Raw genomic sequence first — 25,000 nt, 5'->3', positions numbered from 1 at the left:
CCTGAACCCGGGGGCCGCGCCCCCGGTCCCGACGACCGTTTCGCTGGAGAGGACCCATGCTCCGGGTGCTGATGTTCCTCGTGCCACTGGCGCTGAGCGTGTACGCGTTCATCGACTGCATCAGCACGAAGGAGGACGACATCCGCCACATGCCCAAGCCGCTGTGGGCGATCCTCGTCCTGGTGTTCCCGCTCGTCGGCTCGATCTCCTGGCTGATCGCGGGCAAGAAGCGCAGCCCGGCCGCCGAGGGCTGGTCCGGCGTACGGGACCAGCGGCGACGGCAGCAGTGGGTCGCCCCCGACGACAACCCCGAGTTCCTGAAGTCCCTGGACGAGGACGACGACAAGAACGACGGCAAGAACAAGGGCGACGGGGGGCCGAAGCGCGACGAGCCCTGACGGGCCCTCACCGTCCGCCGCCCCTTCTCTGCCTCAACTCTCCACGACAGCCTCACAGTTGACCCCGGATACTCGCTTGCCCCAGGCGCCACCTTGAGTAGTTAATGGCCATCAGGCAGTGACTTCAGGGGGACCGATGGAGAGAACCGAACCGCCCGGACACCACGACATACCGCCACCGCCGGCGGTACCGCCGCGGACGGCGACCGCGGTCGACCTGCGGGTCGGCAAGCGACTGCTCTGGGTTGACGGGGCGGCGTATCCGCTGGAGAACGTCACGCGGGTGTACACGTACACACTCACCCCCAGGCGCAAGGAAGCCACCGTGCTCTTCCTGAAGCGCGTGGGGATCATCCTGTCGGTGGCGTTCGCCCTGACGATCCTCGGCGGCATCACCAGCATCGCGAACGAGAGCGCGGCCGGCACGATCCTCACGTTCGTCTGGCTGGGCTCGCTGGCCGCGCTGGCCTTCAGCATCGTGGAGCTGGTGGCCGTCCTCTCCGCGCCCTCGCGGTACGTCCTGGCCGTCGAGACGGCCGGCCCGTCCATCGCCATGGTCACGAGCGCCGACCCGCGCCAACTGGACCAACTCGTCGTCTCGATCGTGCACGCGATCGAGAACCCCGAGGTGGAGTTCCAGGTCAGGGTGGACCGCCTCATGGTCAATCCGCGTAACTACTACTTCGGAGACAACGTCAACATGTACGGCGGCACGGGCAACGTGGGGGTGGCGCACGCATGAGCGGCGACAACTACTTCTTCGGCGACAACGTGACCATGCACGGCGGCATGGGAAACACCGGCATCGTCAAGAACCAGGCGGCCGCCGACCCCGCGGCGGCGTCCCCCGCCCTCCAGGAGGCGGTCGAGGAACTGCGGCGGCTGATCGAGCTGCTGCGCGGCGAGGTCCCGGCCGCCAGCGCCCGGACCATCGACGACTCCCTGCCGGTCCTCAGCGCCGACGCCGACGCGGCACCGCAGGACCGGCACCGTGCCCTGATGGCCATCGCCGGTATCGCCGCGACCGTGGGCGCGGTGGGGCAGCCCGTCCTGGAGGCGGTCAACAGGGTTCTCGGACTGCTCGGCGGCCAGTGAGGACGACGCTCCGGCGCTGAGGCACGTCGGGCGTGCGGCGTGGGTACATTCCGCTCGTTGCCCCTCGTGTTCCGAGCGCAGGAGAGTCGTAGGCATGGAGTTCCTGGATCAGGCGACGGCCCGCGCCTGGCTGGCCACCGCCGTCACGGAGGCCCGCGCCGGGCTCCGCGACGGCGGCATCCCGATCGGCGCGGCCCTCTACGGCCCCGACGGCACCCTCCTCGGGCGCGGCCACAACCGGCGGGTCCAGGACGGCGACCCGTCCATGCACGCGGAGACGGCCGCCTTCCGGGCGGCGGGGCGGCAGCGGTCGTATCGCGGCACGACCATGGTGACCACCCTCTCGCCCTGCTGGTACTGCTCCGGTCTGGTCCGGCAGTTCGGCATCTCCCGGGTGGTGATCGGCGAGGCGGTCACCTTCCACGGCGGGCACGACTGGCTGGCGGAGCACGGCGTGGAGATCGTGCTGCTGGACGATCCCGAGTGCGTCGGGATGATGCGCGACTTCATCAAGAACCATCCGGCACTGTGGAACGAGGACATCGGTGAGTGACCACCCCGGCGCGCCCCGCGCCCTCCGCACCCCTGGCACCGCCCACACCCCGCGCACCCCCCGCGTTCCCACGATCGACCTGCGGCCCTGGCTCGACGGCGACACCGAGGCCCGCCGGGCCATCGCCCGCACCGTCGACGAGGCCCTCCAGACCGCCGGCTTCCTCCTGGTCACCGGGCACGGCGTGGCCCCTTCCCTGCGCGCCCGCATCCGCGCCGCCGCCCGCGCCTTCTTCACGCTCCCCGTCGAGGTCAAGCAGGCGTACGAGGCGAAGGTCGGCGGCCGCGGCTGGCTCGGCCCCGGCGCCGAGGCCAACGGGTACGCGGAGGGCACCGAGACCCCGCCGGACCTGAAGGAGTCGCTCACCTTCGCGACGCACGAGCCGTTCGAGGACCCGGTGATCAACGCCGAGTGGTACGCGCCGAACGTCTGGCCGACCCAGACGCCCGAACTCCGGCCGCTGTGCGAGGAGTACCTCGCGCGCATGGGAGAGCTGGAGAACCAGCTCCTCTCCCTGCTCGGCGAGGCGCTCGGCCTCGAACCCGACTTCTTCGCACGGCACATGGACCACCCGACGTACGGCTTCAACATCAACTGGTATCCGGGGGCGGAGGTGATCGGCGATCCGGAGCCCGGGCAGTTCCGCATCGGGCCGCACACCGACTTCGGCACCGTGACGATCCTCGACCGGCAGGCGGGCAAGGGCGGGTTGCAGGTCTACACGGACGAGGGCGGATGGGAGGACGCGCCCTTCGACCCGGAGGCGTTCACCATCAACATCGGGGATCTGATGGCCCGTTGGACGGGTGACCGGTGGCGTTCGGGGCGGCACCGGGTGCTGCCGCCGCCCGCGGACGCGCCGGCCGAGGAGCTGATGTCCCTCGTCTACTTCGGGGAGTGCACGCCCGGCACGCTCGTGGAGTCCGTGCCGGCTCCGGTGGGGCGGGTGGCGTACGAGCCGGTCGACTCGCATGTGTATCTGCGGGCGAAGCTGGACTCGATCACCGTCGACTGATCGCCGCCGACCGGTCGCCGTCAACTGACCACCGTCAACTGACCACCGTCAACCGATGACCGCGGCCTGAACACGGTCGCCTGAGCACGGTCGGCCGGCCACTGCGAACCGTTTCTGAGTAAGGGTTGCCTCGTTGGGCGGGATACCACCCGTTTGGGTGTGTCCCCCGCCGCGAATGGAGCCGCCCGTGCGAATGACTGACATCCAGCGCTGCGAAGTCCGGCCCGGACGACTCGTCGAATGGACGCTCAGCCCGGCGACGGTGGCGGCGGCGACAGGTCTGCCCGAGGACTCCAGGCCGCCCGCGTATGTTCAGGAGTCGCATCTCAGGACGGTCCGCTCCGTACGCGAGGACGGTCTGTTCCTGCCGACCTGGCTCGGCACCGCGTTCGACATCCCGGGCCCGGTCGATCTCGACGCGCTGCACGAGGCGCTGCACGGCTGGACGCTCCGGCACGAGACGTTGCGCAGCGGCTTCCGCTGGAGCGACGGCGCGATGCGACGGTTCACTGTCGACGCCGAGACCGTGTCACTCCAGCGTGCGGTGGTCGGCGACTTCCCCGCCGCGCCGGAACTGGTCCAGCACCTCCAGGACCGCTTCGATGCCGCGGCGTACGCGCTGCGCTGGCCGAACTTCATCTACGCGGCGGTCGTCCGGGACGACTGCACCAGCGTCTACATGGCTTTCGACCACAGCAACGTCGACGGCTACTCGATCATGCGCATCCCCGCCGAGATCCACGACCTCTACGCGGCGGCCGTCGAGGGCCTCCCCATGGAGGAGCCGCCGGTCGGCAGTTACGTCGACTTCTGCGAGATCGAGCGGGAGCGGGCGGATCGGATCGACGACGACCACGTGATCGTCGCCCGCTGGCGGGAGTTCATCAACCGCTGCGACGGACAGCTGCCGAACTTCCCCGTCGAGCTCGGCATCGACACCGACGGGTTGCAGCCCCAGAAGCTCATGCGCGAGATGATCGTGGACGCCGACACCGCCGCGGCGTTCGAGGCGTACTGCCGCCCCTACGGCGGAAGCCTGGTCGGGGTGCTGGCCGCCACGAGCCTGGTCGTGCACGAGCTGGGCGGAGAGCCCGTCTACCGCACGGTCGTACCGTTCCACACCCGGGACACGACACAGTGGTCGGACTCCGTGGGCTGGTTCGTCGGTGCCGTGCCGATCGAGGTTCCCGTGACGGCCGCACCCGATTTCGTCAGCGCCCTGAAGACCGTGCGCGCCGAGCTGCGGACCAACAGGCCGCTGGCCCGCATCCCGCTCGCCCGGGCCCTGGACCTGCTCGGCTCGGACTTCCGCCCGACCTCACCCGACCTGTACTCGGTCGTCTCGTTCCTCGACGCCCGGGGCGTCCCCGGCTCCGCGCGGTGGACCGAGCGGAAGGTGTACGGACTGGGCAGGGTGACGTACGGCGACAAGGTGTACGTGTGGTTCAACCGGCTCCACGAGGGCCTGTGGTTCACCTGCCGCTACCCGGACACCGACATCGCGTACAAGAACATGCGGCTCTACATGGAGCGGCTGCGGGACGTCATCGCCTCGACCGTGTCCTGAGCGCTCAGGAGCCCGCTTCGAGTACGCCGACCAGCCGCTCGAAGCGCACCCGCCAACGGGACTCCGACTCCTTCTCGCCCTGGACGCCCTGGGACTCGTGGGTGAAGCGCAGGATGCTGCCCTCGTCCCCGTCCCGCTCCAGATGGAACCTGATCCGGCCGCCGGCCTCCACCGTGTACTCGGCGACCCGCTCCACGTCCCACGCGGTGATCCGCCCCGCCCCGATGTCACGCAGCGTGACCGCACCCCCCAGGCGGGGTTCCAGGACGTCGGCGGGCGTGAACCAGGACGCGAGCCCCTCAGGGGTGGCCAGCGCGGGCCAGACCGTCTCCATGGCCTGCGGAAAACGCACCAGGAAGTGCAGGATGTGCGTACTTCCATGGGTCTGGCTGGTGCCCTGTTCCACCGAACCGGTCATGACACCAGCCTGACCCCGCCGGGCGCGAAACGCACCCCGCCGCTACCGGACCTACACCCCGGCGTAGGAGTGCTTGCCGGAGACGAAGATGTTGACGCCGTAGTAGTTGAACAGCCAGCAGCCGAAGGCGATCAGGGCCAGGTAGGCGGCCTTGCGGCCCTTCCAGCCGGCCGTGGCGCGGGCGTGCAGGTAGCAGGCGTAGGCGACCCAGGTGATGAAGGACCAGGTCTCCTTGGGGTCCCAGCCCCAGTAGCGGCCCCAGGCGTCGCCCGCCCAGATCGCGCCCGCGATGATCGTGAACGTCCACAGCGGGAACACCGCGGCGTTGACCCGGTAGGAGAACTTGTCGAGGGACGCCGAGGCGGGCAGCCGGTCCAGGACGGAGTTCGCGAAGCGGCCCGGGGTGCCGCCGCCGGCCAGCTTGTTCTCGTACGAGTCCTTGAAGAGGTAGAGCAGTGTGGAGACGGCGCCGACGTAGAAGACCGCGCCGCAGAAGATCGCGGTGGAGACGTGGATGTACAGCCAGTACGAGTGAAGGGCGGGAACCAACTGGTCACTCGCGGTGTACAAGACAGTGACGGCGAGGCCGAGATCGAGGAGGACCGTGGTGATCAGGAACAGCCCCAGCCAGCGCACGTTCTTCTTCAGCGCGAGCAGCGCGAGGTACACCCCGACGGCGACCGTGGAGAAGGTGATGTTGAACTCGTACATGTTGCCCCACGGCGCCCGCTGCACCGACAGAGCCCGCGCGAGCACACCACCGAACTCGATCAGGAAGGCGAGGATCGTGAGGGAGATGGCGATACGCCCGTAGAGGTCGCCCTGTGCGTCCCCGCCGTGCGCCCCGGGCCCGTCCGGCACGTCCCGCTGACCGGCCGCTGCCCGCACGACGACCTTGGGCCGCTCCAGTACGGCGGTGGAGCCGCCCTTCTTCACGGTGACGGCGGGCGCGGCGGCTTTGTCGGCCTTCGCCGGGGTGAGCGCGGCGGCCGTACGGCCGACCTTGCTGCGGCTGCCGAGGAGCCATTCGGCGATGTACGCGAAGAAGGCCAGGGTGTAGACGGCCATCGACGAGTAGATCAGCGTGTTGCTGATGTTCGCCAGGTTTTCGTTGGTGGCGGCGGCCAGATCGGTTGCGGCGGCGAGAGTCACTTCTCAGCCCCTTCGGCAGGTACGGCTTGGGGGTGGGGGGAAGCTTCGGAATCTGCGGGGTCGTCGTCGGGGTCGGGCGCGCCCGGCGCCTGCTCGTACAGGATCCCGGCGAGGTCGCCGAGCTCCTCGGGCAGCTTGGCGGACTCGCTGCGGCCGAGGCCGGCCATCTCGACGACGGTGACGCCGTCAGCGCCGGTGGCGGCCCGCACCCATACGCGTCGGCGCTGGATGAAGAGGGAGGCGGCGAGGCCGAAGATCGCGGCGAGGCTGCCGGCGAGCGCCCAGCCGCTGGCGGGCTGGCGGGCGACCTGGAAGCCGGCCCACTCCTTGATCTCCTTCTCGAAGGTGACCGAGCCGGCGCCGTTCGGGAGCTTCATGGTCTCGCCGGGCTTCAGGTTCTCCCTGACCTGGGCGCCCTTGGAGTCCTTGAACCCCTTCAGGTTCTTCTTGTCCAGCTGGTACACGCTCTGCGGGATGCCCGCGTCGACCCCGAGGTCGCCGTGGTACGCCTCCAGGTTCAGCACCGGGTTCAGCAGCGCCGGGAACTGCGAGGCGAGCTCGTTGCCCTTGACGTAGGAGGGCAGGAAGAAGGCCTGGAAGCCGAGCTGTTCCCGCTCGCCCTTGGCGTTGCGGTAGCCGTCCATGACCTTGATCGCGCCGGTGGAGGTGACGTTGCCGTCGAGCGGGAGGAGAGGAGCCGCGTCCTGGTAGACGACCTTGCCCTTGCCGTCGCGGACCGTGATGACGGGGGCGTAGCCGTGGCTGACGAGGTAGACCTTCGAGTCGCCGATCTCCAGCGGCTCGTTGACCTCGATGGTGGTCTTCTTCTCCTTGTCGGAGGAGCCCACGCTGTAGGTGATGTCCGCCTTGTAGACCCGCGGGGTGCCCCGGTTGGGGCCGGACGGCTCGTAGCTGCCGACGAAGTTCTTCAGGTTGAAGCTGAACGGATCCAGGTCGTCCTGGGTGAAGAGGCTGCCGGACTTGAAGTCGTCGTACTGGGTGAGGGTGTTGGAGAACCCGTCGCCCTCGACGATCAGCTTGTTGCCCTCGGACTTGAACAGCTGGCCCCAGGCGAAGGCGATCAGCATCACGATCAGCGCGATGTGGAAGGCGAGGTTGCCGACCTCGCGCAGATAGCCCTTCTCGGCGGCGACGGCATCGCCGGCCAGGTGGGCGCGGAAGCGGCGCTTCTTCAGCAGGGCGAGCGCGACCTCGCGGACCTGCTCGGGCTCGGCCTCGGTGCGCCAGGTGGTGTAGGCGGGCAGCCGGGTCAGGCGCTTGGGGGCGCCCGGCGGGCGGCCGCGCAGCTGGCCGACGAACTGCCAGGTGCGCGGGACGATGCAGCCGATGAGGGAGACGAACAGCAGGATGTAGATCGCGGAGAACCACACCGAGCTGTAGACGTGGAAGAGGCCGAGCTTGTCGTAGATGGGCGCGAGCGTCTCGTGCGTCTTGCGGAACTCGGCGACCTTCGTCTCGTCGATGCCGGTCTGCGGGATGAGCGAGCCGGGAATCGCGCCGAGCGACAGCAGCAGGAGCAGCAGCAGCGCGACCCGCATCGAGGTCAGCTGCCGCCAGAACCAGCGGGCCCAGCCGATGACGCCGAGGGAGGGCAGGTTGGGCGCGTCCTCCGTGGGGGCGGTGGAGAGCTGGGAGCCGGCGGCGTCCAGGTCCTGGTCCCGGTCCTGGCCTTGGCCCTGGCTCTCGGGGGCGGCCTTGTCGGTCGTGTTGCTCATGGATCAGATCCCCACAGTGAAGCCGGTGGACCAGACCTGCATCTCCTGCACGATGCGGTCCCAAGCGCCGGTCAGCAGCAGCACACCGGTCGCGATCATCATGGTGCCGCCGATGCGCATCACCCAGACGTAGTGGCGCTTGACCCAGGCGAAGGCGCCGAGGGCCTTGCGGAAGGCTACGGCAGCGAGCACGAAGGGGAGGCCGAGGCCCAGGCAGTAGGCGACGGTGAGTATGGCGCCGCGGCCCGCGCTGCCCTCGTTGGCCGCGAGGATCGTCACGGAGGAGAGGGTGGGGCCGAGGCAGGGCGTCCAGCCGATGCCGAAGAGGGCACCGAGCAGCGGGGCGCCGGCGAGTCCGGTGGCCGGCTTGGTGTGGAAGCGGAACTCCCGCTGGGTGAGCCAGGGCATCAGGCCCATGAAGAACAGGCCCATGAGGACCATGAGGACGCCGAGGACCTTCGTCAGGACGTCCTTGTTCTCCTGGAGGTTCTGGCCCCAGTAGCCGAACAGCGCCCCGCCGGAGACGAACACGGCGGTGAAGCCGAGCACGAACAGGGTGGCGCCTGCGGCCATCCGCCCGCGCCGGGCCTCGTGCAGATCGGTGCCGCTGACTCCGGTGACGTAGGACAGGTATCCGGGCACGAGCGGCAGGACGCACGGGGAGAAGAAGGAGACGAGACCGGCGAGCAGGGCGATCGGCAGTGCGATCAGCAGGGCGCCGCTCATCACCGTCTGGTTCGGCCCCTCGGCGAGCATGGTGACTGCGCTCACGTCACTTCTCCGCGAGGACGGGCTTGAGCATGCTGCGCAGGGTCTCCTCGCTCAGCGGCGTCAGCGCGCGGGCGGCGAGCCTGCCCTTGCGGTCGATGACGAGCGTGGAGGGGATGGCCTGCGGGTTGAGCGTGCCCTTCTTGAAGCGGAGCATCTGCTTGCCCGTGGGGTCGTACAGGCTCGGGTAGGTGATCCCGAACTCCTTCTCGAAGGCCTTGGCGACGGTGGTGTTGGTGTCCCGGGTGTTGATGCCGACGAACTCGACGCCCTGTCCCTTGACGTCGTCGTAGACGGTCTGGAAGTTCTTCGCCTCGGCGCGGCACGGCGGGCACCACGATCCCCATACGTTGATGACGAGGACCTTGCCCTTGGTGCCGGCGGTGGAGAGCTGCTTGCCGTCGATCGTCTCGCCGGAGAGGACCGGCGCCGCCGCCCGCTTGTCCTGGGCGACCGTGTCGATGCCGTTGTCGCCGGGGACGAAGCCCGTGTCACCGCCACCGCCCGACGTACCGCCGGAGCTGCACGCGGACAGGGTCAGCGCGGCCACGGCGGCGGCTGTGGCGAGCAGGGCGGTACGGCTACGGGCGCGACTGGCGGCACTCATGTGAAAAGTTTCGCATGCCCGTTCCGGGGATCTTTGGCACCCCCCTCCCGGACGTAGACCCGCATTTCAGGCGGCGTTTTGAGTGCCCGCGGAAGCGCCCTGGCCGCCCTGGCCGCCCTGGCTGCTCTTCAGGAAGGTCTTCCAGCCGCCGGTGGGCTGCTGACCGACGTCCAGAGTGCGCAACTTGTCGAGAATGTCCGGCTTCTGTACGTCCATCCAGTCCACGAACTGCCGGAAGGAGACGAGCCGGACGTCGGCGCCCTTCTCCTTCTCCCGCGCGATGTGCTTGAAGGCCGCCTCGACGGCGTCCATGTAGATGCCGCCGTTCCACTGCTCGAAGTGGTTGCCTATGAAGAAGGGTGCCCGGTTTGACTCGTACGCCCGCTTGAACCCCTGTATGTACGCCTGCGCCGACTGCTCACGCCAGCCGGGGTAGTTGTGGCTGGGCGCGTTCGTCGAGTTGATCGACTGGTTGGCGAGCATGTTGTAGTCCATGGAGAGGACCTCGAACGAACGTCCGGGGAAAGGTATCTGCTGCAACGGCAGATCCCACAGCCCCTGCTTCTTCTGCGGCCACACCTGGCGACCGCCGGGCGAGGAGGCGTCGTAGCGCCAGCCGAGCTCACGGGCCGTGGGCAGCAGATTGTCCTGGCCGAGGAGACAGGGCGTGCGGCCGCCGACGAGCTCCTTGTCGTAGTCGAAGGGCAGCGAGGGAAGATCGGTCCACCCGGAGTTCGTACGCCACTCCTTGACGAAGCCCTTGGCCTGGTCGATCTCGCTGCGCCACTGCTGCGCGGTCCAGTTCCCGACGGTGCCGGTGCCCGCACAGAAATGGCCGTTGAAGTGGGTGCCGATCTCGTGGCCGTCGAGCCACGCCTGACGGACGTTCTTCAGCGTCGCCTTGATGTGCTCGTCGGTGAGGTAGCCGATGTCGGAGGCGCCGCGCGGGTTGTTCGGCGGCTCGTACAGCCGCTTCTTCGACTCAGGGAGCAGATACAGCCCCGAGAGGAAGAAGGTCATGTGCGCCTCGTGCTCCTTGGCGAGTTCGAGGAAGCGCGGGAAGAGACCGTTGCCGACCTCGCCGGCGCCGTCCCAGGAGAAGACGACGAACTGCGGCGGCTCCTGGCCCGGCTCCAGCGGCTCGGGCTTGCCGGGCTGGTGCGGCTGCTTGCCGGTGTAGGAGGTGGAGCCGTCGCCTATGGGACGGGCACGGTTGGCATGGGTGCCGGGCTTGTTGTCCCCGCCGTTCGTGGAACCTCCGGCGTGATTCGACCCGTCTGACGACGTGAGAGTGCCGCACCCCGCCAGTCCGAGGCCGGCGGCCGCTCCGGCACCGAGTCCGATGACTCCCCTTCGGCTGAAGTTGCGCATTGCTGCCCCGTCCGTCGTGCTCCTGTGGGTGGTCACCCAGTCAGAGGGCACGACGAACGGGAAGGTTCCTCCGAATCACGGAGGAACAGCAACAAACGTCACAAACGTGTCTTAGGCGCCGAAGGCCTTGTCCTTCCCCTTCACCGGCTTGGCGCCGGCGCGGAGATGGGCGGGGACGAGGTCGATGGCCGGCTCGCTGTAGCCGACGGACACGATCCTGTCTCCCTGGTACGTGAAGCTCGTGAGGGACGCGAGCGTGCACTGCCGCTTGCGCGGGTCGTGCCACAGCCGCCGCTTCTCGACATAGCTGCGCACGATCCAGATCGGCAGCTGATGGCTGACCAGCACCGCCTCGTGCCCCCGCGCGGCGTCCTTGGCGGAGTCGAGCGCGCCCATCATGCGGATGACCTGCTCGACGTACGGCTCGCCCCAGGACGGCTTGAAGGGGTTGACGAGGTGCTTCCAGTTCTCCGGCCTCTTGAGCGCCCCGTCCCCGACCCCGAAGGTCTTGCCCTGGAAGACGTTGTCGGCCTCGATGAGCCGCGCGTCGGTCGCGAGGTCCAGCCCGTGCGCCTTGGCGATCGGCGTCGCGGTCTCCTGCGCCCGCTCCAGCGGGGAGGCACAGACGTACGTCACGTCGCGGGAGGCGAGGTGCTCGGCGACCCGGTCGGCCATCTGCCGCCCGAGCTCGGACAGGTGGTACCCCGCGAGACGGCCGTAGAGGATCCCGTCCGGGTTGGCGACCTCGCCGTGCCGCATGACGTGGACGACGGTGACGTCGCTGTCGCTGCTCTTCACACCGGTCTCGTTGCCGCTGTCGCTCATGCTGCTGCCGTCGCTCATGCCGCCGTGGCCTCCGCCGCCGCTCGGGCCGCCGCCGGGAGGGCGTCGGCGATCCGCTGGACGGCCCGCTCGTCGTGGGTCGTGGACACGAACCAGGACTCGAAGGACGAGGGCGGCAGATAGACGCCCTGCGCCAGCATCGAGTGGAAGAAGGCGGTGAAGCGGAAGGACTCCTGGCGCTTGGCGTCCTCGTAGTTGCGCACTTCCCGGTCCGTGAAGAAGACGGAGAACATGTTGGAGGCGTTCTGCAGCCGGTGCGCGACGCCCTCCTTGGTGAGGGCCTCGGTGACGAGGGACTGGATCTGCGCGGAGACGGCGTTGACGGTGTCGTACGCGGCCTCGTCGAGCAGCCGCAGCTGGGCGAGGCCCGCGGCGGTGGCGACCGGGTTCCCGGACAGGGTGCCGGCCTGGTAGACGGGCCCGGCGGGAGCGAGGTGGGCCATCACGTCCGCACGCCCACCGAAGGCGGCGGCCGGGAAGCCGCCCCCCATCACCTTGCCGAAGGTCATGAGGTCGGGCTTGACCCCGTCGACGCCGTACCACCCGGCGCGGCTGGTCCGGAACCCTGTCATGACCTCGTCGGAGATGTAGAGGGCGCCGTTCTTCCGGCAGGCGTCCTTCAGCCCCTCGTTGAAGCCGGGGCGCGGCGGGACGACACCCATGTTGCCGGGCGAGGCCTCGGTGATGACGCAGGCGATCTCACCGGGGAAGCGGTGGAACGCCTCGTGGACGGATTCGAGGTCGTTGTACGGCAGGACGATGGTGTCGCCGGCCTGGGCGCCGGTGACGCCGGGGGTGTCGGGCAGCGCGAAGGTGGCCACCCCGGACCCGGCCGCGGCGAGCAGCGAGTCGACGTGCCCGTGATAGCACCCGGCGAACTTGATCACCTTGGTCCGCCGGGTGAACCCGCGGGAGAGCCGGATGGCCGACATGGTGGCCTCGGTCCCGCTGGAGACGAGCCGCACCTGCTCCAGCGGCTCGATCCGCTCGACCATCTCCTCCGCGAGCGCCACCTCGCCCTCACCGGGCGTACCGAAGGAGGTACCGCGGGAGACGGCGTCCTGGACGGCGGCGATCACGTCCGGGTGGGAGTGCCCGAGGATCATGGGCCCCCAGGAGCAGACGAGGTCGACGTACTCACGTCCGTCGGCGTCGGTCAGGTACGGACCGGTGCCGGACACCATGAACCGGGGCGTACCGCCCACGGCACGGAAGGCGCGTACCGGGGAGTTCACGCCGCCGGGTGTGACGACGGCCGCACGGTCGAACAGGGCCTGCGAGGCTGGTGCTTCGTACGGATAGGGCGATTCGCTCATGGCCTGCGACTTCTCCGACCTTCTCGGGCTCCGATTGCCAGTGACCTCCTCAGGGTAGGCCAGCGGGGGTGGACGGCAGCGGGACGGCAGCGGGACGGCAGGGGCTGGGGTGGGGGGTGGGTGGCTGGAGGCGGGCGGCTGGAGGCCGGTGGCTGGTCGCTGGTCGCTGGTCGCTGGTCGCTGGTCGCTGGAGGATCGCCGGCCGGTAGCAGGGCGGTACGGGGCCGGTAGCGGGACGGTACGAGGCCGGTAGGCGGCCAGTAGCGGGAGAGCGGCCGGTCGGCAGCGGGGCGGCAGGCGACCGGTGGCAGGGGGAGCCGCCGGACGGCAGCGGGACGGCTGCTGACACGGGCGGCCGGTCTCCACCGGTACCTCGCGGACCACACCGGTCTCCCCTTCCCGGCAGCCCTCCCCCCGCGATCTGCGAGACTGGGCGTGATACACACAGCTCATGCGGGGCGTGATGGTCGGGGACTGAAAAGATCCTGCGGACAGGTGTTTCAGCGCACGTTTCGGCGGGCGGCCGCGGGGGAGGTCACTGACACGATGATCGGGTTGCGCGGCGGGCGCCACGCGTCCTAGAAAAGCAGTCGGGTGGAGATATGCATCGCGGTGGCGGACTGGGCGAGGGGACTGATGACCTGGGTCCTCGACGTGCCCGGCGGGGAAGGCACCGGCGCGACGCGGAGGATTCGAACGAAGCACGTCAGGGACACGTAGTACCGGGTATGCCGGGTGTACCGAACGAGTCAGAGCGGGCCGACCGACGCGGCGAGCGCATCGAACGCAGCGATCGCGATCGGCTGAGGGCGAGCGGGAATGGTGGTCGGGTGGGGGTGACGTACAAGTACTTCGGCGCGCCGGACGGTGCGACCGCGGCCCGCGTCCCGATCTCGATGCGCCCCGAAGAACTCGGCGGCGACGAGCTCGGCATGAACGGCATGTTCACCAAGATCAAGCCGGAGACGATGGCCGCGATGGTCCTCACGGGCATCGAGGGCGTCCCCCTGCACAAGGTCCCGCCGCTGGAGCTGGTCGTCCTGCACCCCGACTACGCGGTGGTCAAGCTGCCGATGACGGTGGTTGATCCGCTGCGGGGCATAGGAGAGGAAGCGGTGGGCGCGGCCGCCTTCATCTGGTCGACGGTGCCGGACCGGGGCGGGCCCCGGGACGCGTTCAACGTCTATCAACTGCTGCACGAGTGGCAGGACTTCAGCCATCGGTTGCATGAGGCGGGGCATCAGCCTTATTGCTTGGTTTGGCCCTGAGCTGGGGTCTCACTGGTTTCGGGCGGGGTTTTCGGACCCCGCCTTTGTCACGTGCTGGGAGGGGTTGTCAGGCGGCCAGGGCACATTGAGGGCACATGGGTTTCGCTGGGGGCACTGATGCACCCTGGACGTTGCTGCTGCCCTCGCCTCGGATTCTGTGAAGTCGTCGTCGATCGCCTGTTGGGTACGGCTACCAGGTGCGGGCCGCCTGCCGGAGACGGTCGCGGACGCGGAGGACATCGGGGTTGGTGTCGGCGCCAGGGCGTTGCACCAGGAACAGGGTGTTCAGCGGCGGCTCCTCCGGATCGTGCAGGAGAGTCAGGCGGCCGGAGTCGAGATACTCGTGACACAGGGAGCGGGGCAGCACGCTGTAGCCGGCGCCCGCGTTGACCGCTGACAGGACGGCGTACAGGTTCGGCACGGTGACGGCGGCGCGGGCGGTGAGCTGCTTGCCGAAGATGTTGCGCCAGTAGCGGCGGAGGATGGGCAGGTCCTCGGCGTACGTCACCATCGGGACCTGACGCAGGGCCGCGCACAGGTCGTCGGCCTCGGAGTGCCCGGCGACGCGCTCGGCCCAGTCGGGGCTCGCGACCAGCAGATACTCCTCGTCGGCGAGCGGCACCGAGTCCAGGGCGCGGCCACGGGGGCGCCGGGTGGCGATCACCAGGTCGTGGCGACCGGCGCGCATCTCCTCCAGCAGCGGTTCCGGCAGTCCCTGGGTGACCTGCAGCTGGACGCCGTCGGCGATCAGCGGGGTGAGGGCGGGCAGCACCCGGACGCACAGCAGCTCCGAAGGCCCGGCCAGATGGACGGGGGACGCAACCGCGCCGGTGTCCTCCATGGCGGCCAGTGCGGCACCGCACGTCGAGGTCGACCGCAATGTCGTCACCGGCCAGAACCCCGCTTCCTCCGGCCCGCTCGCGGCCGAGCTCGTCAAGAAGCTTTCCTGACGACACACTTCACCGTAAGGACACACCCATGACCACGCAGAACGCGATCAGCTGGCCCGAGAAGTACCTGTGACCGGTGTCCATCCTGGGCAACGGGTCGCTTTCCACGGTGACCTGCGCCGCCCCCGCGGTTTCGCCGAGTACACGTGGCCGACGCCACGACCCTGGCCGTCGCACCGAACAGCCGTGGGCTGTTCTGGCATCCCGCCCCTGGCGCTACCGCCGAACAGGACGTGTGGGTCCGCTACGGCTTCACCGGCACAGGCATGTGGATCTCGCCCACCAAGAACCGATGGGCGGTGCTCGCCGTGAACTCGCCTTCATGTGAGGCAGCGGGCCAGGTGGTGTCGTAGCTGCAATCTCACGCTGCACCACACCAACGAAGAAGGCGACTTGCTGCATCTGATCGCCCAGTCTCCCGAGCCAGTGGCGAAGACTGCGCCTGTCAGCTCCACCATGGCGTAATTGGCGACGGCTACGGGAGTCGACTCCGGGTACTGAAAACGACGCAGACCGGTGATCCGGTGGACACGGTTCGTCCGACGGGCTCCAAGCGGCCTTCTGGCGTGATGTGGAAGGCCACGATCGTGTCGGATGCCTGGTTGGCGGCGTACAGGGTGTCACCGGCGGGGTCGAGGGTGAAGAACCGGGGCTGCCGGCCCCCGGTCGGGGTCCAGCGCGGGGTGTGCAGGGTGCCGTCGTCGCGGACACGGTAGGCGGCGACGCTGTCGTGGCCGCGGTTGGAGACGAACAGGAAGCGTGCGTCGGGGGTGAGTTGGATCCCGGCCGCGGTGTTGTCGCCGGTGTAGGTGGACGGCAGGGTCGGCAGCCAGGCGCGTGGGGTGAGGGCGCCCGTCGTGCGGTCGTAGGTGTACGTGGTGACCTGGGAGTTCAGTTCGTCGGCGACGTAGGCCCGCGGCAGGTGGGGGTGGTAGGCGATGTGGCGGGGACCTGCGCCGGAGCGGACCGTGGTGGTCGCGGGGGTGGCTGGGGTCAGGCGTCCGGCGGCCGTGTCGTAGGTGAAGTGGTGGATGCGGTCGGTGCCTTTGTCGGGGACGAGGACGTGGCGTTGGTCGGGGGCGAGGGGGATGTGGTGGGGATGGGGACCGATCTGCTGGGTGCGGTGGGGGCCGGGGGTGCCGGTCAGTTCGATGACCTGGTCGGCCGGCCGGAGGCGGCCGTCGGTGGCGCGGGGCAGGACGGCGAGCGTGCCGGTGGCGTAGTTGGCGACCAGGATGCGTCGGTTGTCGGGGGTGGGGGTGAGGTGGACGGGGTTGGTGCCCTGGCTCAGCTGGGTGCCCACAGGGGTGAGGCGTCCGGTTCGGTGGTCGATGGCGAAGGCGCTGACTTGGTCGAGGTCGCCGTGGACGGCGTAGAGGTACGACTGGGTGTGGTCCAGGGCGAGGAAGGAGGGGTTGGGGAGAGTGTCGGTGACGTCGATCTGGTGCCATCGGCCGGGGGCGTCGACGCGGAAGACGGCGATGCCCTTGCCGTGGCCGTTTCGCTCCGGGGTGGTGTAGCAGCCGGCGTAGGCGAAGCGGGGCAGCGTGGTGGGGCCGGTGTGCCGCGCCGCGGGGAAGGCGGCCGGTGCCGGGGTGAGGGCGAAGGCGGCGCCTGCGGCCAGGGTGAGGGCGGTTCTGCGGGAGGTGGTGGGGACGGTCATGCGTGCGGCTCCTACGGGGGTCGGGTGCGATGCGGGCCCGAGGGGAGGCGGGGTGGGCAGGCCGGGAGTCAGAGGGGGAAGGCGAGGGTCAGGCCGCCGACAGCGAGCATGATCAGGCCGACGACGACCGCGCGCCAGATCGTCTTGCGGTGGTGGTCGCCGAGGTCGACCTTGGCCAGGCCGACAAGCAGCAGGAAGGACGCGACGATCGGGCTGGACTGGTGCAGGGGCTGGCCGACGAGGGAGGCGCGGGCCATCTCCAGCGGGGTGACGCCGTAGTGGGAAGCGGTCTCGTTGAGGACCGGCAGCATGCCGAAGTAGAAGGCGTCGTTGCTGGTGAAGAAGGTCATCGGGATGGACAGCAGGCCGGTGATGACGGGGAAGTGGGCGCCGAGTGAGTCCGGGATGACACCGACCAGCCAGTCGGCCATCGCCTCCACCATGCCGCTGCCGCTGAGGACGCCAGTCAGGACGGTGGCGGCGAAGACCATGCCGACGACGCCCACGACGCTGGAGGCGTGCGCCTGGAGCTGCTCACGCTGTTCGGCGACACGGGGAAAGTTGAGGACCAGCGCGATCGCCACGGCGACGAAGAAGAGGACAGCGGGTTCGAGGGTGCCCTCCACCAGGAGCGCCATCACGGCGAGGGTGAGGGCGAGGTTGAACCACAGCAGCCTGGGGCGCGCGTTGGGGCGGTTGATGGTGCCGTCGGAGGAGATGAGCGCGGTGTCGGCCTTGGGCTCGGGTGCGGCGGTGGTGGCGTTGCCGTCCGAGGGGTCGCTCGGACCGCTCGCCACGGCGACGGAGACCGTACCCGAAGCCTCGGCGGGAGTCATCTGTGCCGCCCTGGTGGTCTGCGGGACCTTGCCGGAGGCGCTGTCCTTTCGTCGCAGGACGCCGTCGCGGAGCTCGACTTCGCCCAGGCGTCGGCGCTCGCTGCGGCCGAGGAGGTAGGCGAAGACCATGGTGGCGATCAGGCCGGCGGCGATCGCGGGGATCATCGGCACGAAGATGTCGATCGGCGAGACCTTGAGGGCTGCCGCCGCGCGGGCGGTGGAGCCGCCCCACGGCACGGTGTTGAGCACGCCGTTGGCGGTGGCGGTCACGCAGGTCAGGACGACGGGGCTCATGCCGAGGCGGAGGTAGATCGGCAGGAAGGCGGAGGTGACGATGATGAAGGTCGTGGAGCCGTCGCCGTCGAGGGAGACGATCGAGGCGAGCAGCGCGGTGCCCACGACGATCTTCGCCGGATCGTGGCCCACCACCCGCAGGATGGCTCTGATCAGCGGGTCGAAGAGCCCGACATCGATCATGATGCCGAAGAACGTGATGGCGAAGAACAGCAGTGCCGCCGTGGGCGCGACATCCTCGATCGACTTCGTGATGTCGTCGGCGAGCCCCAAGCCCCCTCCCGCCACCAGGCCGAAGACGACGGGCACCAGGATGAGGGCGGCGACAGGCACCACGCGCTTGCTCATGACCAGGTAGAGGAACGTCGCGATCATCGCGAATCCCAGGAGGACCAGCATGGTCATCTCCTCTCTATGCAGCCGTAACAGGGATCTGTATACAGCTATGAATTCAGGTCTGTATAGAGGTCTGCCGACAGTAAATGTGCTGGTCAGTGCGGGCATGGGGGCTGTGTGCGGGCAGCACGAAAACCTGTCTGCCGGTAGGTGGCAGACAGGTTCTGTGAGGTGTTCCGGCAGGGCGTGCCCCGGTCAGGCGGTGACCCAGTAGGTGCGGGTGTTGGTGAACTCGCGGATGCCGGCGGCGGCCAGTTCACGGCCATGGCCGCTGCGCTTGGTGCCGCCGAAGGGCAGGCGGGGGTCGGAGGCGACGATCGCGTTGACGAAGGCCGCTCCGCTGGTGATACGGCGGGCGAGGGCGACGCCACGGCTCGGGTCGGCCGTCCAGATGCTCAGACCGAGCCCGTACGGCGTGGCGTTCGCGAGACGTACGGCGTCCTCGTCGTCCCGGGCGACGGTTATGGCGGCGAGCGGTCCGAAGGTCTCCTCGTCGAAGGCGGGCATCCCCGGGCCGGTGTCGCCCAGGACGGTGGGCTGGTAGAAGAAGCCGTCGCCGGGCACGGGCTTGCCGCCGGTCAGGAGGCGGGCGCCGGCGGCGACGGATTCCTCGACCTGCCGCTGGATCGCGGCCCGCAGATCGTCGCGGGCGAGCGGGCCGACCTGCGTCTGCCGTTCGCGCGGGTCGCCGACACGCAGGGCTTCGACACCGGCCACGAACGCGGCGGTGAACGCGTCCGCCACGCAGGCGGCGACGATGAACCGCTTCGCGCATACGCAGCTCTGCCCGGAGTTGGTGAAACGCGCCTTGACCGCGGCCGCCGCGGCCACAGCGGCATCGGCGTCGTCCAGGACCACGAAGGCGTCCGACCCGCCCAGTTCCAGCACGGACTTCTTCGCCGCCCGCCCGGCCGCCGAACCCACCGCCGCGCCGGCCCGGTTGCTTCCGGTGAGGGTGACGGCCGCGACGCGGTCGTCCTCGATGAGCCGCGCGGTCACGTCGGGCACGTCGGTGTCGGCGATCACCAGTGTGGTCACCAGGTGCTCGGGGAAACCGGCTTCCACGAACAGGTCCTGGAGGGCGAGCGCGCTGCCGGTGACGTTGGAGGCGTGCTTGAGCAGGATCCCGTTGCCGGCCACCAGGGAGGGGATGGCGAAGCGCATGACCTGCCAGACGGGGAAGTTCCACGGCATCACGGCCAGGACGAGTCCGGCGGGCTCGTAGGCCACCCAGGCTTGTGCCCCGTCGATCTCGACGCGCTCGTCGGCGAGGATGCCGGGGCCCTGCCGGGCGTAGTAGCCGGCCGTGACCGCCGACTTCTCGACCTCACCCTCGGCCTCGCCGACCGGCTTTCCCATCTCGGCAACGGCCAGGGAAGCGAGGTGGTCCTTGTGCTCGCGCAGGGTCTGAGCAAGGCGGTGGGCGCGCGCGGCCCGCGCGGTGACCGGCACCAGAGCCCAGGCACGGCTCGCGGCGTGGGCCCGTGCCACAGCGGTCTCGATACGGTCCGCGTCCCAGCCTTCGTACGTGGCGGTCGGCTCACCGGTTGACGGGTCGACGGTCTGCAGGATGCCGCTCATGCGGTGGGTGCCCCTCCCCTGTCGTGCTCGGAGAGGTGCTCGAAGGTCTCGCCGGTGGCGGTGATGGTGCGGGTGACGTCCCGGCCGCCGTAGACCCAGTAGATCCGCATGACACCCTCACCGCGGTTGAAGAAGCGGTGCGGGATGCCCGCCGGTACCCAGGTGGCCTGGCCGGGCTCCAGGTCGAAGAACTCGCCGTCGATCTCCGCGGTCGCCTCGCCTTCGAGGACCAGCACGGACTCCTCGACGTTGTGGCTGTGCAGGGGCAGGCCGGTGCCGGGCTGGAAGACGGTCTGGCCGGTCGTGATGACGGCCTTCTGCGAGTTCCACCTGCCGACGTAGGGGACGGTCGCCACACCGCCGCCGCGGTCGAAGCGTTCGACCTTGTCGGGGTGGATGAGCAGGTTCGGCTCGGTGGGGTGGTCGGTGAACATGGAGGCTGCCCCTTTCAGGAGTTCAGGAGTGGTGGAACAGGCGGCGGGAGAGCGTGTTGACCTGGCTGCCGGGCACGACGTACTTCGCCGCGGCCTCGCGCCAGACCTTGAAGTGGGGTGCGGCGCGGTGCGCCTCCACGGCGGCCTCGTCGTCGTAGATCTCGTGGAAGACGAAGTGGTGGTCGTCCGCCAGGTCGCAGACGACGTCGAAGGAGCGGCAGCCGGGCTCGTCGGTGAAGGAACGCTCGGCGTTCTCCTCGATGGCCTTGAGGAAGGCGTCACGGCAGCCGGGGTTGACCTGGAGGGACACGGTCAGGGCGATCATGCGGGCAGCTCCTGGGGAGTGACGGGGGTGGCAGGGGTACGGCGGTGGCGTCGGCGATCCGTGCGAGGGCGGCCCAGGTGTCGTCGGCGAGCGTGACGCCCTCGGTGCGCAGCCGCTCGGCGGTGCGGATCTCCGGCTCACCGGGGACGAAGATCTCGTCGGCGCCGGGCGCGGTCGGGGTGGACTTGGTCTCCTCGATCAGGGCTTCCATCCGCTGCTCGAACTCGGCCGGGTCGGCCATCGCCGCGATGTCGACGCACATCAGCAGGTGGCCGACGCCGCTGCGGCCGGTGGACCGGTAGGGGCCGACGACCGCCGAGCCGAAGGCGCTGCCGGTCAGCACACCCGCCAGCACGTCGAACATGAAGGAGATGGCGTAGCCCTTGTGGCCGGCCATCGGCAGGATCAGACCCTCGATCGCCCGCCGCGGATCGGTCGTCGGCACGCCCGCGGCGTCGGCCGCCCAGCCCTCGGGAATCGGCTCGCCGCGCTCCTTGGCGTGGTAGATCTTGCCGCGCGCCACGGCGGTGTTCGCGATGTCCATCACGACGGTGCCGTAACGGCCGCCGGGGGCGGCGATCGACCACGGATTGGTACCGACTCGCTTCTCCTTGCCGCCCCAGGGGGGCATGGCCGGGCTGGCGTTGGTGGCCAGCAGTGCCACGCAGCCCTGCTCGGCGGCCCTGCGCGTGAAGTACGCCGCGGTCCCGAAGTGACCGGAGTTGCGGACGGCAACCGCGCTGATGCCGTGGAAACGGGCACGCTCCACGCCCAGGGCCACCGCGCGGTCGGTGAGCACCTGGCCGAGGCCATCGCGGCCGTCGACCACGACGACGGCGCCGTTGTCGGTGACGACGTGCGGGTCCGTGACGGCCGTGGTGGCCCCGCTCGCGAGGCGGTCGAGGTACCAGGGCAGGCGCAGCATGCCGTGGGACGCGTGCCCCCACAGCTCCGCGGTCACCAACGTGTCCGCGAGCAGACGGGCGTCCGCAGGCGGAACGCCGTGTGCCTCGGCAATGGCGGCGGCGAAACCCAGCAGGTCGGCGGCGCCGACGGTATGCGGCATGAGGCGGCCTCTCGCATCTCGTAGCGTTGTATCCACTCCTGTATACATCACAATTCGTGGAGAAACCACAGGCCGGAAGGGCTCGGTGCCCCGGCCCCTCCGCCGGCCGTGAAGGGGCGTCTCAGCCCGCGACGTCCAGCGACACGTCCGTAGCGAGTGTCAGATCCTGGCTGGTCAGACTGTCGATGAGCGCCTGCAGGGTCTGCGCGAGGTGATGCCGGCAGGCCGCCTCCGCCGCCTGGGCGTCCCCGTGCGTGACGGCCTTCAGCATCGCGCGGTGCTCCTCCAGCGAGGTCAGCATGCGACGCGGGCCGCTGTGCGAGAGGTGTCGCAGGCGCACGGTCTGACTGCGCAGGTCACGGATCGTGCGGGCGAGGTAGGGATTGCGGCAGGCCGCGATCACCGCCTGGTCGAACGCCTCGGTGATGTCGTAGAACTCCTGGTACGAGCCCGCCTGCGCGGCGGAGTCCAGCGCGCGGAAGGACTCGTCGAACACCTCCAGCCGCTCCAGCAGTTCACGGAACGGCGCCAGCACCCGCTCGTCGGCCGAGCCCGCCGTGGCGACCGAGGCGGCCGCCCGGGGCTCCAGCAGCATCCGGAACTCGAACAGGGCGCGCACACCGCCCAGGGAGATGCCGGCCACCCGGGCCACCTCCCCCGGCACGAAGTCGACCAACCCTTCCCGGGCCAGCCGCCGGATCGCCTCCCGCACCGGCGTCCGTGAAGCCCCCAGCTCCTCGCCCAGCTGGACCTCACTCAGCTTGGCCCCCGGCCGCATCCGCAGCGACTCGATGTCACCCTTCAGCCGCTCGTAGACCGCCTCGCTCTTGCCAATCGCCCGGGCCATGAGACTCCCTGTCCATCCTTACGCACACTCTGCTGTATACAGACTACGGCTGGCGACGCGTCCACCCGCAAGCTCCACCGGGAGACCCAGGGCAGCGCCCCGCCCTCGCTGCGCAACCGGCAAGATCACGGCTCTCCGCCACCCGGGCAGGCTACGTAAGCCGAGCCGACGCTGGTCGTCCCGTCGTCACTGACGAGCGTCTTGAGCTGTGCGACCCTGAGCTGGGGCTTCGGGGGTTTCGGGCGGGGTTTCTGACCCGCCCTCGTCATGTGATGGCCATGTAGCGGGTTCTGACCGCGTGTCCGGACGGGCGGCCAGAACCACGTAGCGCGATCCGTCACATCAGTCCATGGTCACGACCAACTCCCCCGGTGCCGTCACCTGCGCTGCTCCGTCCGCTGTCACCGTGACGTCCAGTCGGTTCCCATCGACCTGGAACCCGTTCAGGGACAGCGGTCCGTAGTTCCGGGCGAACGTGGAGGCCACGGTGACCGTGCCGCCCGGGACGTCCGCGTTCAGGCCCAAGGCCGCTTGAAGCACGAGGACCGAGGACGCGGCCGCCCACGCCTGGGGACGGCAGGACGCTGGATAGGGGGCCGGGCCGGGGCCCGCCTCGGTGCCGTGGCCGGCGAAGAGTTCGGGCAGGCGGGCGTCGAATGCCGCCGACGCCGTCAGCAGGCCGTCGGCCAGGGATGCCGCGGCGTCCGGGAAGCCGGCCCTGATCAGGCCGTGTACGGCGATCGCGGTGTCGTGCGGCCAGATCGAACCGACGTGATAGCCGTACGGGTTGTAGCCCACCGCGTCGCTGCTGTAAGTGCGCAGACCGTGCCCCGCGTCGAGGTCGGGCCCGGCGATCCGGGCGGCCAGCAGCGCACTCTCCTCCGCGTTGAGCAGGCCCGTGCCCAGGAGGTGGCCGAAGCCGGAGGTGACCGAGTCGACCGGCCTGCCATCGCCGTCTAGCGCGACCGCCGGGTACGGACCCTTCTCGTCCTCCACCCAGAAACGCTCCCGGAAGCGGGCGGCCAGCTGGTCCGCCCACTCCTCCCAGGCGTCCGCGCCCGGGCGGCCGAACGCGCGCAGCAGTGCAGCTCCGGCGTGCGCGGCCTCGTAGGCGTACGCCTGGACCTCGCACAACGCGATCGGAGCGTGGGCGCGGCGGCCGTCGCGGTAGCGGATGGAGTCGTCGGAGTCCTTCCAGCCCTGGTTGGACAGGCCGTGGCCGGTCTGGTCGACGTACTTGAGGAAGCCGTCGCCGGAAGCGTCCGCAGCCTCGCGCATCCAGGCGAGCGCGGCCTCGGCGTGCGGAAGCAATTCCTCGACCTCGGCCGGGTTCAGGCCCCAGCGCCAGGCGTCGTGGAGCAGGGTGATCCACAGCGGTGTGGCGTCGACGGTGCCGTAGTACACCGGCGGGAGGGAGAGGCGGTCCGCGATCTGGAGGGTGTCGCGGCGCACTTCGTGCAGGATCTTGCCCGGCTGCTCCTCCGTGGCCGGGTCGGTGACCAGGCCCTGGCGGCGCGCGAGCGTACGCAGGGTTCCGGCGGCGAGCTCGGTGCCGAGCGGGAGGAGCATGCGGGCGGCCCAGAGCGGGTCGCGGCCGAAGAGGGTCAGGAACCAGGGGGCGCCGGCGGCCAGGAACTGGTCCGGGCGGTCCGGGTCGGGCGACCGCGGGTCCGTCAGGCGCAGCCGGTCCAGGTCGGCGAGGGACTGCTCCAGCCACCGGTCGAAGCGACGGTCCGCGCTGCGCAGCACGGGGATGCGCCAGGGCAGTCGGCCCGCGGGCGGCGCCGGGAACTGGTCGCCGTCCGCGTAGGTGGCGGTGCAGGTCAGTGTCGCTGTCCACGATGTGCCGGGCTTGAGGTCGATGTCGTAGGACAGTTCGCCCGTCGGCACCCGAAGCGCGTCCGGTGCGGGCTCGGCGGCCAGTCGTACGGTGAAGTCGTCCGTGGACCAGGCGAGGCCGGTGGTGTCGCCGCCCGCGACCTGCGGCGGTGCCTCCGCGATGACGTGTCCGGACTTGACCTGCTCCATGGTGGCGAGGTCCGTGCCGACGCTCACCGTCAGCCGGAGGCGGACGTGCTCGCCGCCCGCGTTGGTGACCTCGAAGACCTCTTCGAAGCGGCCGTCGGAGGTGCTGCGGCGGCGGTGCAGGGCGACGGCCGGGTCCGGTGTCACCTCGCCGAGCCCGCGCAGGATCGCCCGGAAGCCGGCGCGGTCCGCGCCCCGCAGCCCGCCCTGAACGGGCGCCAGAGCGATGCCCTCGGCGGTGACGGTCAGCCGGGAAAGCGCCCGCCGGTCGCCGTGGTAAAAGCCGTCCGCACCCCCGCTGAGCTGCCCTTCTTCTCTCGAGATCACGAGGCTCGGCGCGTGCAGTGTGACGACCGCGTCATGCAGGAACGGCTGCAGACCGCCGGTCACGGGGGAGGGAGCCGTGACCGAGCCGTTGGTGTCCTGGGTCTTGACAGTGGTGTCCAAGGAAGTAGAACCTCCCAGCGTTGAATCGT

Annotated in this window: 23 protein-coding genes and 3 pseudogenes; 9 read left to right on the top strand and 17 right to left on the bottom strand. The window is 69.8% G+C overall.

Annotation, left to right across the window (positions count from 1 at the left end):
• Positions 1-56: 56 nt before the first annotated feature.
• From ADK36_RS40970 to ADK36_RS40945, 6 genes are all read left to right on the top strand, one after another.
• Complete coding sequence (locus tag ADK36_RS40970) at positions 57-398, top strand: PLD nuclease N-terminal domain-containing protein (protein ID WP_048582994.1); 342 nt, start codon at positions 57-59, stop codon at positions 396-398.
• A 136-nt stretch (positions 399-534) separates the two neighbouring features.
• Positions 535-1,140 carry a DUF6232 family protein gene (locus ADK36_RS40965; RefSeq protein WP_048582993.1) on the top strand — a complete coding sequence of 202 codons (606 nt, stop codon included), beginning with the start codon at positions 535-537 and terminating at the stop codon, positions 1,138-1,140.
• On the top strand, positions 1,137-1,493 hold the full coding sequence (locus tag ADK36_RS40960; RefSeq protein ID WP_048582992.1) for a hypothetical protein: 357 nt from the start codon (positions 1,137-1,139) through the stop codon (positions 1,491-1,493). The genes ADK36_RS40965 and ADK36_RS40960 overlap by 4 nt, the downstream gene beginning before the upstream one ends.
• 94 nt (positions 1,494-1,587) lie before the next feature.
• Entirely contained in the window at positions 1,588-2,046 is a 459-nt protein-coding gene (locus ADK36_RS40955; RefSeq protein ID WP_048582991.1) for a nucleoside deaminase, read from the top strand.
• Between the two features lie 73 nt (positions 2,047-2,119).
• Complete coding sequence (locus ADK36_RS40950; RefSeq protein WP_199830359.1) at positions 2,120-3,061, top strand: isopenicillin N synthase family dioxygenase; 942 nt, start codon at positions 2,120-2,122, stop codon at positions 3,059-3,061.
• A 187-nt stretch (positions 3,062-3,248) separates the two neighbouring features.
• A complete protein-coding gene (locus ADK36_RS40945; protein WP_048582989.1) occupies positions 3,249-4,628 on the top strand; it encodes a condensation domain-containing protein in 1,380 nt (459 codons plus the stop codon).
• Positions 4,629-4,632: 4 nt separating this feature from the next.
• Here the strand turns inward: ADK36_RS40945 and ADK36_RS40940 are convergent, their stop codons facing one another.
• The 8 genes from ADK36_RS40940 to hemL form a co-directional block, all read right to left on the bottom strand.
• Positions 4,633-5,046: an SRPBCC domain-containing protein gene (locus ADK36_RS40940; protein WP_048582988.1), complete on the bottom strand. Its 414-nt coding sequence runs from the start codon at positions 5,044-5,046 to the stop codon at positions 4,633-4,635.
• A 51-nt stretch (positions 5,047-5,097) separates the two neighbouring features.
• A complete protein-coding gene (ccsB, locus tag ADK36_RS40935; RefSeq protein ID WP_048582987.1) occupies positions 5,098-6,198 on the bottom strand; it encodes a c-type cytochrome biogenesis protein CcsB in 1,101 nt (366 codons plus the stop codon).
• Positions 6,195-7,934: a cytochrome c biogenesis protein ResB gene (gene resB, locus ADK36_RS40930; protein ID WP_048582986.1), complete on the bottom strand. Its 1,740-nt coding sequence runs from the start codon at positions 7,932-7,934 to the stop codon at positions 6,195-6,197. The genes ccsB and resB overlap by 4 nt, the downstream gene beginning before the upstream one ends.
• 3 nt (positions 7,935-7,937) lie before the next feature.
• On the bottom strand, positions 7,938-8,690 hold the full coding sequence (locus tag ADK36_RS40925; protein ID WP_048583081.1) for a cytochrome c biogenesis CcdA family protein: 753 nt from the start codon (positions 8,688-8,690) through the stop codon (positions 7,938-7,940).
• Between the two features lie 16 nt (positions 8,691-8,706).
• The gene (locus tag ADK36_RS40920) at positions 8,707-9,309 is read right to left on the bottom strand and encodes a TlpA family protein disulfide reductase (RefSeq protein ID WP_048582985.1); all 603 of its coding nucleotides are present in this window, start codon (positions 9,307-9,309) and stop codon (positions 8,707-8,709) included.
• Between the two features lie 66 nt (positions 9,310-9,375).
• Positions 9,376-10,680, bottom strand: a complete 1,305-nt coding sequence (locus ADK36_RS40915) for a lipoprotein (RefSeq protein WP_048582984.1) — start codon at positions 10,678-10,680, stop codon at positions 9,376-9,378.
• Positions 10,681-10,791: 111 nt separating this feature from the next.
• Positions 10,792-11,505 (bottom strand): histidine phosphatase family protein, encoded by a 714-nt coding sequence (locus tag ADK36_RS40910; protein WP_048583080.1) that lies wholly within the window; start codon positions 11,503-11,505, stop codon positions 10,792-10,794.
• 14 nt (positions 11,506-11,519) lie between these two features.
• Positions 11,520-12,839: a glutamate-1-semialdehyde 2,1-aminomutase gene (gene hemL, locus ADK36_RS40905; protein WP_053201233.1), complete on the bottom strand. Its 1,320-nt coding sequence runs from the start codon at positions 12,837-12,839 to the stop codon at positions 11,520-11,522.
• 830 nt (positions 12,840-13,669) lie between these two features.
• Here hemL and ADK36_RS40900 point away from each other — a divergent pair.
• A complete protein-coding gene (locus tag ADK36_RS40900) occupies positions 13,670-14,107 on the top strand; it encodes a hypothetical protein (protein WP_003974483.1) in 438 nt (145 codons plus the stop codon).
• A gap of 190 nt (positions 14,108-14,297) precedes the next feature.
• Here the strand turns inward: ADK36_RS40900 and ADK36_RS40895 are convergent.
• Positions 14,298-14,927: pseudogene (locus ADK36_RS40895) on the bottom strand (substrate-binding domain-containing protein); the annotation flags it as partial.
• Between the two features lie 34 nt (positions 14,928-14,961).
• Here ADK36_RS40895 and ADK36_RS48525 point away from each other — a divergent pair.
• Positions 14,962-15,057 (top strand): annotated as a pseudogene (locus ADK36_RS48525) (type 1 glutamine amidotransferase domain-containing protein); the annotation flags it as partial.
• Between the two features lie 185 nt (positions 15,058-15,242).
• A pseudogene (locus tag ADK36_RS40890) lies at positions 15,243-15,410 on the top strand (serine hydrolase domain-containing protein); the annotation flags it as partial.
• A gap of 122 nt (positions 15,411-15,532) precedes the next feature.
• On the opposite strand, the gene ADK36_RS40885 reads toward ADK36_RS40890, so the two are convergent.
• From ADK36_RS40885 to ADK36_RS40850, 8 genes are all read right to left on the bottom strand, one after another.
• Positions 15,533-16,720 carry a lactonase family protein gene (locus ADK36_RS40885; protein ID WP_078950863.1) on the bottom strand — a complete coding sequence of 396 codons (1,188 nt, stop codon included), beginning with the start codon at positions 16,718-16,720 and terminating at the stop codon, positions 15,533-15,535.
• A 68-nt stretch (positions 16,721-16,788) separates the two neighbouring features.
• Positions 16,789-18,249: a CitMHS family transporter gene (locus ADK36_RS40880; RefSeq protein ID WP_053084772.1), complete on the bottom strand. Its 1,461-nt coding sequence runs from the start codon at positions 18,247-18,249 to the stop codon at positions 16,789-16,791.
• 192 nt (positions 18,250-18,441) lie between these two features.
• Positions 18,442-19,827: an aldehyde dehydrogenase family protein gene (locus ADK36_RS40875; RefSeq protein ID WP_048586567.1), complete on the bottom strand. Its 1,386-nt coding sequence runs from the start codon at positions 19,825-19,827 to the stop codon at positions 18,442-18,444.
• Entirely contained in the window at positions 19,824-20,261 is a 438-nt protein-coding gene (locus ADK36_RS40870) for a cupin domain-containing protein (RefSeq protein ID WP_048586568.1), read from the bottom strand. Before ADK36_RS40870 ends, ADK36_RS40875 begins: the two co-directional genes overlap by 4 nt.
• Positions 20,262-20,283: 22 nt before the next feature.
• Positions 20,284-20,586, bottom strand: a complete 303-nt coding sequence (locus tag ADK36_RS40865) for a putative quinol monooxygenase (RefSeq protein WP_048586569.1) — start codon at positions 20,584-20,586, stop codon at positions 20,284-20,286.
• Positions 20,540-21,652, bottom strand: a complete 1,113-nt coding sequence (locus tag ADK36_RS40860) for an Ldh family oxidoreductase (protein ID WP_048586570.1) — start codon at positions 21,650-21,652, stop codon at positions 20,540-20,542. The genes ADK36_RS40865 and ADK36_RS40860 overlap by 47 nt, the downstream gene beginning before the upstream one ends.
• Before the next feature lie 121 nt (positions 21,653-21,773).
• Positions 21,774-22,499, bottom strand: coding sequence for a GntR family transcriptional regulator (locus ADK36_RS40855; protein ID WP_048586571.1), 726 nt, complete (start codon positions 22,497-22,499; stop codon positions 21,774-21,776).
• A 342-nt stretch (positions 22,500-22,841) separates the two neighbouring features.
• Complete coding sequence (locus tag ADK36_RS40850; RefSeq protein WP_053201231.1) at positions 22,842-24,971, bottom strand: glycogen debranching N-terminal domain-containing protein; 2,130 nt, start codon at positions 24,969-24,971, stop codon at positions 22,842-22,844.
• Positions 24,972-25,000 lie beyond the last annotated feature (29 nt).

The organism is Streptomyces viridochromogenes (genome assembly GCF_001270495.1).
Taxonomy (GTDB): Bacteria; Actinomycetota; Actinomycetes; order Streptomycetales; family Streptomycetaceae; genus Streptomyces; species Streptomyces viridochromogenes_A.
Note: the sequence above shows the minus strand (reverse complement) of the source record. Positions and strands in the feature narration are given on the sequence as shown.

Coding starts and splice junctions, on each gene's coding strand:
- ADK36_RS40970 (WP_048582994.1), top strand. CDS start 57: ATGCTCCGGGTGCTGATGTTCCTCGTGCCACTGGCGCTGAGCGTGTAC.
- ADK36_RS40965 (WP_048582993.1), top strand. CDS start 535: ATGGAGAGAACCGAACCGCCCGGACACCACGACATACCGCCACCGCCG.
- ADK36_RS40960 (WP_048582992.1), top strand. CDS start 1,137: ATGAGCGGCGACAACTACTTCTTCGGCGACAACGTGACCATGCACGGC.
- ADK36_RS40955 (WP_048582991.1), top strand. CDS start 1,588: ATGGAGTTCCTGGATCAGGCGACGGCCCGCGCCTGGCTGGCCACCGCC.
- ADK36_RS40940 (WP_048582988.1), bottom strand. CDS start 5,046: ATGACCGGTTCGGTGGAACAGGGCACCAGCCAGACCCATGGAAGTACG.
- resB (WP_048582986.1), bottom strand. CDS start 7,934: ATGAGCAACACGACCGACAAGGCCGCCCCCGAGAGCCAGGGCCAAGGC.
- ADK36_RS40925 (WP_048583081.1), bottom strand. CDS start 8,690: ATGCTCGCCGAGGGGCCGAACCAGACGGTGATGAGCGGCGCCCTGCTG.
- ADK36_RS40920 (WP_048582985.1), bottom strand. CDS start 9,309: ATGAGTGCCGCCAGTCGCGCCCGTAGCCGTACCGCCCTGCTCGCCACA.
- ADK36_RS40915 (WP_048582984.1), bottom strand. CDS start 10,680: ATGCGCAACTTCAGCCGAAGGGGAGTCATCGGACTCGGTGCCGGAGCG.
- ADK36_RS40910 (WP_048583080.1), bottom strand. CDS start 11,505: ATGAGCGACAGCGGCAACGAGACCGGTGTGAAGAGCAGCGACAGCGAC.
- hemL (WP_053201233.1), bottom strand. CDS start 12,839: ATGAGCGAATCGCCCTATCCGTACGAAGCACCAGCCTCGCAGGCCCTG.
- ADK36_RS40885 (WP_078950863.1), bottom strand. CDS start 16,720: ATGACCGTCCCCACCACCTCCCGCAGAACCGCCCTCACCCTGGCCGCA.
- ADK36_RS40880 (WP_053084772.1), bottom strand. CDS start 18,249: ATGCTGGTCCTCCTGGGATTCGCGATGATCGCGACGTTCCTCTACCTG.
- ADK36_RS40875 (WP_048586567.1), bottom strand. CDS start 19,827: ATGAGCGGCATCCTGCAGACCGTCGACCCGTCAACCGGTGAGCCGACC.
- ADK36_RS40870 (WP_048586568.1), bottom strand. CDS start 20,261: ATGTTCACCGACCACCCCACCGAGCCGAACCTGCTCATCCACCCCGAC.
- ADK36_RS40865 (WP_048586569.1), bottom strand. CDS start 20,586: ATGATCGCCCTGACCGTGTCCCTCCAGGTCAACCCCGGCTGCCGTGAC.
- ADK36_RS40860 (WP_048586570.1), bottom strand. CDS start 21,652: ATGCCGCATACCGTCGGCGCCGCCGACCTGCTGGGTTTCGCCGCCGCC.
- ADK36_RS40855 (WP_048586571.1), bottom strand. CDS start 22,499: ATGGCCCGGGCGATTGGCAAGAGCGAGGCGGTCTACGAGCGGCTGAAG.